Source organism: Rhodanobacter sp. FW102-FHT14D06 (genome assembly GCF_043950705.1).
GTDB lineage: Bacteria > Pseudomonadota > Gammaproteobacteria > Xanthomonadales > Rhodanobacteraceae > Rhodanobacter.
Genome location: NZ_CP170722.1, coordinates 2,899,849 through 2,912,475 on the forward strand (window position 1 = coordinate 2,899,849; position 12,627 = coordinate 2,912,475).

The window sequence follows — 12,627 nt, forward strand, 5'->3', positions numbered from 1 at the left end:
ATCGTGGGCAAGCTTCTTGCGCTGTTCAAATCCCGCCTGTTCATCACCCTCGTCGGCCTGCTGCTGCTGGGTTTGCTGATCTGGTTCGGCGGCCCCTACCTCGGTTTCGGCGAGTCGCATCCGCTGGAAAGCCAGGTCGTGCGGCTGCTGGTGATCCTGGTGATCGTGGTGATCTGGGCGGTGTGGCTGCAGGTGCGGCAGATGCGCGTGCGCGGCAAGGCGCGGCAGATGGCCAGTGACCTCAGCGAGCAGGGTGCGCCGGCGACTGCGGGCATCGACGATCGTGCCGCCAACGAACGTGCGCAATTGCAGGGGCGCTTCCAGGAAGCGGTGGACACCTTGCGCAAGAACCGCAGCGGCGGCACCAACCTGTACGCGCTGCCCTGGTACGTGGTGATCGGCCCGCCGGGTTCGGGCAAGAGCACCCTGCTGCAGAACTCCGGCCTCAACTTCCCGCTGTCGAACAAGTTCGGCAAGGAAGCGATCCGCGGTGTCGGCGGCACCCGCAACTGCGACTGGTGGTTCACCGACGAGGCGGTGTTCCTGGATACCGCCGGACGCTACACCACCCAGGACTCCGACCGCGGCGCGGATGCGTCGGCGTGGACGGAGTTCCTCAACCTGCTGCGCAAGTACCGCAAGCGGCGGCCGATCAACGGCGTGATCGTGGCGATGAGCCTGTCGGACCTGCTCACCCTGGATGAGGCCGGGCGGCAGCAGCACATCATGGCGGTGCGGCAGCGGCTGGACGAGCTGGCCAAGCACCTGCGCATCGGGGTGCCGGCCTACCTGGTGTTCACCAAGTGCGACCTGGTGGCCGGCTTCACCGAGTTCTTCGACGACCTCACGCCGGAGCTGCGCAGCCAGGTCTGGGGCATGTCGTTCCCGGTCGACCAGACCATGGCCGGCACCGCGGCCAAACAGTTCCTGGCGGAGTTCAACCTGCTGCTGGAGCGGCTCAATACGCGCATCCTCGATCGCCTGCATCGCGAGCGCGACCGCCAGCGGCGCGCCGCGATCCTGTCGTTTCCGCAGCAGCTGGGCGCCTTGCGCGAGATCACCCGGCAGTTCGTCGAAGGCGTGTTCACGGGCCATCAGTACGACGCGCCGCTGCTGCTGCGTGGCGCGTATTTCACCTCCGGCACGCAGGAAGGCACGCCGATCGACCGCATGATGGGCGCGGTGGCGCGGACCTTCGGGCTGGACGCCTCGCGCCTGCACGTGCCCGGCGCGCAGAGCCGCACTTTCTTCGTCGAGCGTCTGCTCAAGGACGTGCTGTTCCGCGAATCGGGCTTCGCCGGCACCGATCCCAAGCTGGAGCGCCAGAAGGTGCTGCTGCAGGCGGCCTGCTACATCGGCGTGCTGCTGGCCTGCGGCCTGCTGGTGTTCGGCCTGGCCACCAGCTATCGGCGCAACGGCAATTATCTGGCCGACGTGCACACGGCGCTGGCCAAGTATCCGGCGCAGAGCGATCTCTCGCTGGCGCCGAACCAGCAGGCGTATTTCGCGCTGGTGCTGGAGCGGCTGGAAGCGCTGTCCGCGGCGGTCGACGTGGCCGACCAGCACCAGGGCGACGTGCCGCTGTCGATGCGCCTGGGCCTGTACCAGGGCAACGCGGTGGGCGACGAGGTGCGCGATGCGTACTACCGCGAGCTCAACGCGATCCTGCTGCCCGGCGTGGCCTCGCAGTTCCGCGCCGGGCTGGCCGCCAACGCCGGCGACCCGCAGATGCTTTATTACTACCTGAAGGGTTACCTGATGCTGGGCGAGCCCAAGCATCTGGACCACGACCAGATCGTGGCGCTGGCCGGGGTCGAGTGGCAGCGCCTGTTTCCGAACGACCCGGTGCTGCAGAAGGCGCTGAGCAAGCACTTCGACGCACTGGTCGCGCACGAGGGGCGCCTGCGCCCGCTGAGCCTGGACGACAACCTGGTCGAGCAGGCGCGCAGCACGCTGCGCACCGCGGACCTTGCCACGCTGATCTACGGCAACCTCAAGCTCACCGCCGGCAGCGGCAACTACCCGCCGCTGCGGCTGGACAAGGAACTGGGCCTGCTCGGCAACGTGTACCAGCGGCGCAGCGGCAAGCCGCTGTCCGATCCGATCCCGGCGTTGTTCACCCAGCCGGTGTTCAAGCATGAGGTGGACAAGGGCATCGAACAGTCGGTGGCGCAGTTCGCCGCGGACGACTGGGTCTTCGGCGCCACCAAGATCGACGCGGTGCAGAAGGCTCAGCTCGCGCAACAGGTGCTCGGGCTTTACGAGCAGGACTACATCAAGGCCTGGGACGATGTTCTCGCCGACCTGCAACTGCAGCCGATCAACAACATCCAGGACGCCAGCGCCATCGCCGCCAAGCTGGCCGGCCCCAACTCGCCGTTGAAGCTGCTGCTCAAGGTGGTGCGCGACAACACCAGCGATCTGATGCGCGCGCCGCCCGGCGATGCCGCCGACAAGGCCGAGGACGCGGCCAAGAAGCTGGCGCAAAAGCGTGCCACGCAAACTGCGCTGGCGCAGGCGCTGGCGCAAGCCGGGGCCACCGGTGCGGCGGGTGGCGATGCAGCCAGCGAGAAACCGGGCAAGGTCATCAGTGACCATTTCGCCGAGATCGACAAGCTCACCGAGGGCGCGCCCGGCGCGCAGCCGATCGACCAGACCCTGAAGACGCTGGACGACCTCAGCAAGACCTTGCTGACCATGGGCGATTTCAGCAACGCGGCCGGCCAGCCCAACCCGCAGTTGCTGCTGGCCCAGCAGGCTGCGGCGCAACTCCCGCCGCCGGCCTCCAACTGGTTTGCCGCACTCACCGGCAAGAGCCAGGCGCTGGTGGCCAGCGGCACCAAGAGCGCGCTGGACGACCAGTACCAGCAGGCCGTCGGCAAGGACTGCGCCGACTTCACCCGCGGACGCTACCCGTTCTCGCCGTCGAGCAACAACGACATCCCGCTGCAGAACTTCGGCGAGCTGTTCGGCTATGGCGGTCGCTTCGACAGCTTCTACAACCAGACCGCCGGCAAGCTGATCGACGCCAGTGGCCGCAACTGGCAATGGAAGACCGGGCCCGGCGCGATCAGCGGCTCGGCCGGAATGCTGGGTCAGTTGCAGGGCGCCGACCGGATCAAGCAGATGTTCTTCCGCAGCGGCAACCTGCCGGAAGTCGATTTCACCTGGCTCACGCCGGTGCTTGATGCCGGCATCGGCAAGCTGGTGATCGACGTCGACGGGCAGAAATACGAATACCAGCCGGGTGGCGCGACCAACGTCAGCATGAAATGGCCCGGACCGCAGCCGGGCCGCGTCTCCATCTCCGCCTACGACACCGCCGGCAACCTGCTCACCACGTTCGACTATCGCGGCGACTGGGCGTTCTTCCGCGCACTGCAGGCGGCCAACCTGCAGAAGCAGTCCGACCTGCGCTTCGTGGCCAGTTTCAATTTCGGCGGCCACGTGGCGAAGGTGACGCTGCAAGCCAACAACCTGAAGAATCCGTTCCTCAGCAACGCCCTGTCCAGCTTCCGGTGCGGAGGCTGAGCGCGTGCCGTCCGCGGCCGCAGGCTTCTTCGGCAAGCTGCCCTGCGCGGGAGACTTCGTGCAGCGACGGCTGCCGGCCAGCTTCGTCGATGCCTGGGACCGGCACTTCGAGACAGCCGTGGCGCACAGCCGCGACGCGTTGGGCGATACCTGGCACGAGGCGTTCCACGCCAGCCCGGCGTGGCGTTTCGCACTCGCGCCGGGCGTATGCGGCGAGGCGGCGTGGGTCGGCGTCATGGGGCCGGGCGCCGATCGTGTGGGTCGCTGTTTTCCGATGGTGATCGCCGCGCCGCTCTCCGACGTTGCTGCAGCCATCGGCGATGGCGCGGAATGGTTCGAACGCGCCGAGCAGTTGCACCGCGCGGCGCAGGCCGATGCGGGCATCGGCGTGGACGACTTCGACGCGCAGGTCGCGGCCTTGGGCGGCCCGCTCGATGCCGGCCAGACGCGGCCCGATCCGTGGCGTGAGGTGGACTGGACAGCGGCCAGCCACTGGCGCCTGCCGTTGCCCGCGCATGGCGGCGCGACAGCCTTGGCTGATCTGTGGAAGCGCCTCGGCGCCGTTCCCGGGCGCTGGTGCCTGTGGTGGACCGATGGCGCGGGGCGCGTCCCGGCCAGTGTGCTGGCGACCGATGGCTTGCCCGGCGCCGAGGCTTACGCCGGCTTGCTCGACGCCGGGCAGGGCACGGCCGCGTGGCAGACGCTGGGCAGCTTCGAGCTTGCAACTCCGCGCGCAACCGCGCCACTGACGATGGACGCGCCACCACCGGTGGCCTCCATCAACTCCTGGCTGCCGGACGATCTCGACCTGCTTGCCGACCTGGGCGGCAGCTCGCCCGCCGCATCCACGGCCATGCCGCTCGGCGACGTGACCCTCGCGGCGGATGTCGCCGCGGCAGCGAACACGCCGGTCGCCGCCCTCGCCGTGCTGCAACGGCCGGAGGTCGGCCTGAGCCTGGTCGCCGCCGAGGTCGGCGTGGCCGATCCGCGCCAGCAGGCCGTGGCGGCAGTGGCGGCGATCGCCGGCGACATGCTCGGCGCCGAACTGATCGGCGGCATGCAGGTGCTGCGCACGCGCATCATGGCGTTGAACCCGCAACTGCGGCAGTTCGGCGAGGATCTCGTCGACCCGGTGCCGGAGGATTGCGCGGTGATCGCCGCGCACGTGGCCGACGGCCAGGCCGCATTGCTGCGTATCGGCGCGGCGGCAGGCTGGCATTGGCGGCACGGCCGGCTGCAACCGTTCTTCGCGCGCAGCGATGCGCCACCGGCCGCCAGCGCGAGCAACAGCAGCGACGACCTCGACGACCTGCTGTTCAGTCCCGTGTCGCTGGCTGCGCCCGGCCTGGGCGCGACCGCGCAGCCGACTTGCGGCGAAGTCAGCTGCGCGCTGCAGGCCGGCGACCGGCTGCTGCTGATGGCCTCGCACCCCTTGCTGCAGCTGCCGCCGGACTTGCTGGCACGCAGCCTGGCCGCAGGCACCTGCAGCGAGGCGCGCGCACGCATCGCGGCGGCTGCCGGACTGGGCGCCAGTCCCGACCACTGGCCGTTGGCGGTCATTGAGGTGCACGCATGACCACCCGTTATGTTTCCGCCGGCCGCACGGTGACCGGCAAGGTGCGCAAGCACAACGAGGACGCGATCCTGGTGCGCGATGAAGTCGGCCTGTGGGTGGTGGCCGACGGGTTGGGCGGGCACGCTGCCGGCGACTACGCCAGCAACATGATCGTCGAGCGCCTCGGCGCGTTGCCGCGTGCCGGCAGCGTGTTCGATTTCATCGAGTCGATCGAGGACACGCTGGTCGGGATCAATGCGGAGCTGCTGCAGACCGCGGCCTCACGCGGCGTCGACCTGATCGGCTCGACCGTGGTGGTGCTGGTGCGCGACACCGATTTCACGCTGTGCGGCTGGGTCGGCGACAGCCGGGCCTACTGCTACGAGAACGACCGCCTGCGCCAGATCACCCGCGACCACGTGCATGGCGGCGACGTCGACGTCACTCATTTTGGTGCCGCACCGCCGCCGGCTGCCGGTTCGGGCGTGCTGACCCGCGCCGTGGGCGCCGAGGACCAGTTGTTCGTCGACTGGGTGGTGGCGGGGAGCCAGCCCGGCACCACGTTCGTGCTTTGCTCCGACGGCATCAACAAGGAGATGTCCGACAGCGAGCTTCACGAACAGTGCCGCGTGCATCCGCAGCCCCAGGATCTGGTCGAGAGCCTGTTCGAGCTGGCCATGGGCCGCGCCGGGCGCGACAACATTTCGGCCGTCGTCGTCGGCCTGCAAGCATGAAGACAGCAACCAATCCATGAATTCCATTGCCGAACTGGTCAGCGCCTACCAGGCCGAAAAAATCAAGCTGCCCGCGCTGTTCGAAGCGCTGGGCGCGCTGCCGTCGTTGTCCGCCGACGAGCATCGTGCCGGCGTCGAATGGATCGGCCAGGAGCAGGCGGCGGGCCGGATCGATCCGCTGATCGCCAAGGCCTTGCTGGCCAAGCTGGCGACACTGCAGCCGGGCCCGGCGAGCCCGGACGAAGACGTCACCATGGTCAAGCCGACCACCCGGCGACCGCCACCGCCGTCCGCGGACGACGAGGCCACCCGCGTGGCGCCGCCCTCGCGCCCGCCGGCGCCGCCGCTGGACGAGGCCACCGTGGTCAAGCCGGCCTCGCGGCCACCGCAGCCGCCGACCGACGAGGCCACCATCGTCAAACCGGTGTCCAGCGCGCCGCTGCCGCCGCGCGAGGGACAGATCACCAGCCACACCGGCACCCAGGGCACGCGTCAGGGCATGACCGGCACCAGCTCCAGCATGGGCAGCCAGTCCAGTTGGCAGCACATCGGCGATGCGGAGGCCGCCGATTTCGTCGCGGTCGGCTCGCTGCTCAAGGGTCGCTTCTATCTCGAACGCGAGATCGGTCGCGGCGGCATGGGCGTGGTGTACAAGGCGCGCGACGAACGCAAGGTGGAGGCGCGCGATCGCGATCCGTACGTCGCGGTCAAGGTGCTGAACGACGAGTTCCGCCGTCACCCCGATTCGCTGATCTCGCTGCAGCGCGAGTCGCGCCGCTCGCAGCAGCTGGCGCACGACAACATCGTGCGCGTCTACGATTTCGACAAGGATCGCACCATCGTCTTCATGACGATGGAGTACGTCGACGGCTCCGACCTCAAGCAACTGATCCGCGAAAAGGCCTACAACGGCATGCCGCTGGAGCAGGCGCGCCCGCTGATCGAAGGCATGGCCCGCGCGCTCAGTCGCGCGCATGCGGCCGGCGTGGTGCATTCGGATTTCAAGCCCGCCAACGTGATGGTCACCCGCGAGGGCGTGCCCAAGGTGTTCGACTTCGGCATCGCCCGCGCCGGCAAGCACATGGGCGATGCGGTGGGCGAGCAGACCGTGTTCGACGCCGGCACGCTCGGCGCGCTGACCCCGGCCTACGCCAGCCTGGAGATGATCCAGGGCAAGGACCCGGTACCCAGCGACGATGTCTACGCGCTCGGCTGCGTGGCGTTCGAACTGCTCACCGGCACCCATCCCTACGGCAAGGTCAGTGCCGAGGTGGCGATGCGCGAAGGGCGCAAGCCGCCGCCGGTGAAGGGCCTGACCAAGCAGCAGTACAAGACGCTGTGCGCCAGCGTGGCGTTCCGCGCCGAGGACCGCCTGAAGAGCGCCACCGAGCTGGTGGACGGCCTGCGCGACGTGGGCTTGCGCGAGCGGGCGCTGCCGTTCCTGATCTACGGCGTGCCGGCGGTGCTGATCGTCGCCGGCGGCGTGTGGGGCTGGGTCACCTGGCGCCACGACCATCACGTCAACGAAGTGATCCAGCGTTTCACGTTGACCCGGCCGGATCGCTACGCCAGCGAGTCGCAGGCGCTGCAGGCACTGGACACGCTCAGCGACGACGACCGCAAGCGCATCGTGGTCGACCAGAGCGACCTGATCCAGAAGTTCCTGCTCAGTCGGATCGACGCGTACTGGAACCCGACCGAGGGTCGCTACGACTACGCCGGTACGCAGAAGGTGTTCACGCTGCGCGACGACCTGAAACTGTATTCGCCCGCGCTGGACATCAAGCGCAGCGAGATCGAGAAGCAGCGCAACGACCTGCTCAACGCGCTCGACACGCAACTCAGCCAGCAGATCGGTGCCGGGGCGATCTTCGAGAACCAGCCGGACAACGTGGTCGCCACGCTGGACAAGATCCGCGCCATCGACCCGACCAGCGCGCTGCTGAAGAACACCGAGCTGGAACTCAAGTACGACGCGGCGATCGGCAAGTCGCTGGATGCCGGGCAGGTCGACCAGGCCGCGACCGAATTCAAGCTGGCCAGCCGCCTGTTCCCCGATTCCACGCGGATCAAGCAGCGCGGCGCGCAACTGGATGAGCTGGGCAAGGCGCTCGCCGCGCAGCAACTGGCGCAACAGCAGGCCGCGCAGTTGCAGCAGCAGCGCGAGCAGAGCCTGCTCTCGCTCAGTGGCCTGCTCGATCATCCCGACAACAGCGACGACTGGCGCAACCGCGCCGCCACTGCCTACCAGGGCGCCGCCAAGCTGCTGGCCGACGACGCCCGCCTGCCGGCGCAGGCGGAGCGCCTCAAGCAGGCGCTGGCCGCCCAGGCTGCCGAACGCCAGGGCGCCGGCGATCTGGACGGCGCCATCGCCATCGCGGGCTTCGGCGTCAACCTGTTTCCCGGCGATGCCGATCTGTCCTCGACTCGCCAGAAACTGCTGGAACAGCAGAACCAGCTGGCGCAGAAGGCCGCCAGCGAAGCCCAACGCAATGCGCTGGCCAAGCGCCGCGTCGACGACCTGCTGGCCAAGCCGCTGGGCACGGCCGTGTGGTTGCAGGACGTCAGCAGCGCGCTGGGTACCGCGCGCGAGCAGATGGGTGTTGGCGCACCGGCTTACGCCGAGGTGCGCGGCAACGTCGATGCCAGCCTGATCAAGCTGGCGCGCGAGCGGATCGCCGCTGGCGATCTCGATGAAGCCCAGCGCATCGTCCAGGCCGGTCAGCGAATGGACCCGGCCGAAGCCGGCTACGCCACCGTGCTGGCCGAGGTCGGTGCGGCCCGCAGCGCCGAGCAGGCGCGCCAGCAGCAACAGCAGGTGCAAGCCATTGCCGCTGCTCGCGCCACCCTGGCCGGGCTCGCCGCCAAGCCGTTGCTCACGCCCGACTGGCAGCAGGCCGTGGCCAGCGCGATGGCCTCACTCAAGGGCGATACCTCGCCGGAAACCACCCGCACGGTCGGTGCGTTGGCCACCTCGATTGCCGACGTGGCCGCCTCGCAGGCTGATCCGCAGCATCTGCCGCAGGCGCGCCTGGCGGTGGACTTCGGTCTGAAGTATGTGCCGCAGTCGCCACGCTTGCTGGCCGAGAGTGCCAAGCTGGATGCGCTGCAGGCCGACCTCCAGGCCAAGGCGGCGCGCGACAGCGCGGATGCGGAAGTGAAGTCGCGCATCGAGTCGATGCGCAGCGCGGCGGCCGCGGCGGACGTCGGCAAGGCGAGTCAGTCGCTGGCGCGGATCAAGGCGCTGCAGCCGGACAACCCGTTCCTGCAGAACGAGGGTCCGAAGCTGCTGGCCGATGCCTATCTCGGCCTGGGCCAGGAAACGTTCCAGAAGGGGCGCTACGAAAAGGCCGCCGAGGTGCTTGGCCAGGGCCTGCAGGTGCTCGGCGGCAATGCCCAGTTGCGTGGCGCGAAGGCACGCTACGACGTGGTGGCGGCGATCATGGCCGCGGCCCGGCAGCCGACCAGCACGGCCGATTACGCACGGTTGAAGCAGCAGCTGGCGAGCGTGCGGCGCAACGATCCGAAGGCGCTGGCCGCGCTCGAGTCGGACATGCGCATTCGTGGCCAGCTGACCGGCAAGACGCTGGAGGAGCAACTCGACCGGGTCAAGCCGAGTGCCGCGGCCGCACCGGCGCCGGCACCCGCACCCGCCACGCCCGTTGAGTCGACGCCGGCCACGGAGCAGGGCGCCCTGCCGGGGCGGCCCGTGCCGGTCCCCCGGCCCGGCGCACCGACACCGGCGCAGCCGGGCAAGGTCGCCAATGTGCCGAGCGGGCCGAGCGGCCCCGATCCGTGCGCCAAAGCCGGGATGGCCGGGACCGGCAAGTTCTGCCGCGACAGCTTCGGGACGTCGTATGGCCCCTTCATGGTGGTGGTGCCTGGCGCGGGCGGTGGACGGCCGTATGCGATGTCGCGTGCGGAGGTATCGATCAACGAGTTCAACGCGTTCTGCCGCGCATCCGGCAAGTGCGCAGCCAAGTCGGTCAGCGATCCGGATCTCGGCAATGCGCCGATCACCAACATCCCGCTCAGCCAGGCGCAGGCTTATGCGCGGTGGCTCAGCGATGTCAGCGGCTTCAGCTATCGCCTGCCGACGGATGCCGAATGGCTCAATGCCGCCAGCGCCGGCGGCCGCTTCAAGCAGGCCGAGGACAGCAACTGCGTGCCGCCTTCGGCTGGCGGCGGCGACGGCAGTGGCGCGCTGGTTTCCGCCCGCGGGCGTTCGCGCAATCCCTGGGGCCTGGTCAACATGACCGGCAACGCCTGGGAGTGGGTCGTCAGCGGTGGCAGCGTGGCCGTGCGCGGCGGCAGCTACACCAGCTATTGGTCCGATTGCAGCGTGGGCACCCAGCGCAGCGATGGCGGCTCGCCGCAGCGCGACGTCGGCTTCCGCATCCTCAGGGAGGTGAAATGATCGATTTCGCTGAACGCGGGCGTGCCGTGAACCAGGATCTGCGTGTGCTCGACGATGCCCATCGGCTTGGCCGGATCACCCGCGCCGAGTATCGCGCGCGTCGCCGGCGATTGCTGGAAAGCCTGTACGACCCCAGTGCGGTGGTCACCGCCCGCAACACCCTGGTGCCGCCGACGGCCACCACCACCCCGCGACCGCGCAGGGCGCCGGCGGCGCCGCGTGACGATGCCTCCGCCGACTCGGCCAGCCATGCCCTGACCAGCCTGCTGGCGATGCGACCGGCCACGCGCTGGAAGTCGGTGGCGGGCGGCGTGCTGCTGCTCGTCATCGCGTTGGGTGCGCTCGCCTACTGGTTGTTGCGCGGCTAGCTTGCGCCGGGCTTGCCGGTTCCGGCATCGGCTGCTGCGGCGCGTCACGAGGGCGGGACGGAGGGCGGAAAATCGCTCGCCAAACCGTCGCGTGCAGGCCTGCGGTGACTGGTTCCGCAGCGCGACGAGGGTGTATCCTGATCGGACGATCCAAGCCCGGGGGCAGCAATTGCCCGATCCGTGGGGGGCTTCGATTTCGCAGCTGGCGCGCCTTCGATGTCCAGGCGCGCCGTCAATGGAAAGATGATGCAGCCGGGGGAGTGTATCGTGCGAATTGTCCGTCTCGCCGCAGCGTTGACATCGGCCTTGGCATTCACCGGCGGCGTGGTTCACGCCCAGGAAGCAGCAACGGCTGCGCCAGGTCAGTCTTCACCCGCACCCACTTCGACTCCCGCGCAGACGACGCCATCGCCGCCGCCGGGCGGCGTCGTTCCGCCGGTACGCGATCGCGATGCGGCGGCCGTGCAGACGGTCGCGGTACGCGGCTTTCGCGTCAGCGGCGTCGGCAGCCATGCGCAACTCGGCATCACGCCGGCCAGCATCCAGGCACTGGCCGATGCGCAGTTCCGCGAGCTGGCCGCAGGCGCGGGCACGGCCGAGTTGAGCTTCGCCCAGATGCAGGGCGTCGCCGACAACATCACCGAGCGTTATCGCACCGCCGGCTTCATCGTCTCCAACGCGTTCCTGCCGGCGCAGACCATCGGCTCCGACCATGTCGTCGGCATCCAGGTGCTGGAAGGGCAGATCGGCAAGATCATCGTCAAGGGCACCAAGCGCTATCGGCCGGACGTGATCTCGGCGGCGGCGCAGGAATTGCGCGGCAAGCCCCTGCTGAAGAGCGACGTCGATTCCGCCTTGCTGTATGCGCGCGACCTTCCCGGCGTCACCGTGGCCTCGACCTTCCAGCCCGGCGAGCAGACCGGCGACACCGACCTGATCATGATCGCCCACGAGAAGCGGCCGGTTCAGTTCACTCTCGGCGCCAACAACTACGGCACCGACCTGACCGGCAAGTACCGCGTGCAGGCCGGCGTGGAATGGGCCAATCCGCTGCACCTGGGCGACACCTTCACGGCCAACGTCGATTACGCGCTCGACCCCAACGACAACATCTACGGTGCGCTGACCTACCGGGTGCCGTTCACGAGCACGCCGGGGTTGTCGGCGGTGGTCGGCGCCTCGCGCAACGAGCTGCAGATCAATACCGGCACCTTTGCCGCGCTCGACGTGAAAGGCCCCAGCTCGCTCTACTACGGCGGCCTCGACTGGAAGTACATCAATCGTGACGACCTGCAGCACGTGGCCACCCTGCACCTGCTGAGGGAACGCTCCCAGCTCGACAGCCTGGGCTTCCACCTGTCCGACGAGAAGTTCACGGTGGCGGAAGCCACCTGGGGCATGCTGCATACCGATCGCCGCTTCCACGGCGTGGACATCATGCAGGTGGCCCTGCGCAAGTCGATCAGGGACGATTCGCGCGAGCCCGACCTGATCAGCCCGCAGCATGACCGCAGCTTCCTCGTCGCGAAGCTCTCCTACACCCGGTTGCAGTTCCTCACCAAGTCGCAGCGCCTGAACTTCAAGTTCATCAGCCAGTACACCCGCGACGCGCTGGTGCCGCTGGAGCAGTTCGCGATGGGCGGCCCGGACAGCGTGCGCTCCTACCCGATCGCCGACGCACTGCGCGACCGCGGCTTCTACACCGCGCTGGAATACCACGTCGATGCTCCCGGTTTCGGCGACAAGGTGTCGCCGTTCTACGGCAGGCCGTGGCGCGAGCTGCTGGAGTTCGAGGTGTTCTACGACTACGCCAGGGGCTACTCGGCCGGCGCCAACCGCATGACCACGCCGGACAGCGCGGAGCTGAGCGGCGCCGGTGCGGGCTTCATCTTCCGCCTGCCGCGATTCAAGCAATTCGAGCTGCACTTCGACGCGGCCAAGACCACCAGTTCGCAGAACGCGTCCAACGGCAAGGGTTTCCACATCTATACCCGCTTCAGCTTCACGTTCTGAGGGATGACG

6 protein-coding genes are annotated in these 12,627 nt (G+C 68.7%); all 6 read left to right on the forward strand.

Going from position 1 to position 12,627, the window contains the following annotated elements; all coding sequences use genetic code 11:
- The first annotated feature begins 3 nt into the window (after positions 1 to 3).
- The 6 genes from tssM (at position 4) to ACFCQI_RS13090 (ending at position 12,618) form a co-directional block, all read left to right on the forward strand.
- Positions 4 to 3,531: a type VI secretion system membrane subunit TssM gene (gene tssM / locus ACFCQI_RS13065; RefSeq protein ID WP_395117316.1), complete on the forward strand. Its 3,528-nt coding sequence runs from the start codon at positions 4 to 6 to the stop codon at positions 3,529 to 3,531.
- A 4-nt stretch (positions 3,532 to 3,535) separates the two neighbouring features.
- Positions 3,536 to 5,107, forward strand: a complete 1,572-nt coding sequence (gene tagF / locus ACFCQI_RS13070) for a type VI secretion system-associated protein TagF (protein ID WP_395117318.1) — start codon at positions 3,536 to 3,538, stop codon at positions 5,105 to 5,107.
- A complete protein-coding gene (locus ACFCQI_RS13075; RefSeq protein ID WP_395117320.1) occupies positions 5,104 to 5,820 on the forward strand; it encodes a PP2C family protein-serine/threonine phosphatase in 717 nt (238 codons plus the stop codon). The genes tagF and ACFCQI_RS13075 overlap by 4 nt, the downstream gene beginning before the upstream one ends.
- Before the next feature lie 16 nt (positions 5,821 to 5,836).
- The gene (locus ACFCQI_RS13080; RefSeq protein WP_395117322.1) at positions 5,837 to 10,237 is read left to right on the forward strand and encodes a bifunctional serine/threonine-protein kinase/formylglycine-generating enzyme family protein; all 4,401 of its coding nucleotides are present in this window, start codon (positions 5,837 to 5,839) and stop codon (positions 10,235 to 10,237) included.
- Positions 10,234 to 10,605: a hypothetical protein gene (locus ACFCQI_RS13085; RefSeq protein WP_395117324.1), complete on the forward strand. Its 372-nt coding sequence runs from the start codon at positions 10,234 to 10,236 to the stop codon at positions 10,603 to 10,605. Before ACFCQI_RS13080 ends, ACFCQI_RS13085 begins: the two co-directional genes overlap by 4 nt.
- Positions 10,606 to 10,848: 243 nt before the next feature.
- Positions 10,849 to 12,618, forward strand: coding sequence for a ShlB/FhaC/HecB family hemolysin secretion/activation protein (locus ACFCQI_RS13090; RefSeq protein ID WP_395121359.1), 1,770 nt, complete (start codon positions 10,849 to 10,851; stop codon positions 12,616 to 12,618).
- The last annotated feature ends 9 nt before the right edge of the window (positions 12,619 to 12,627 follow it).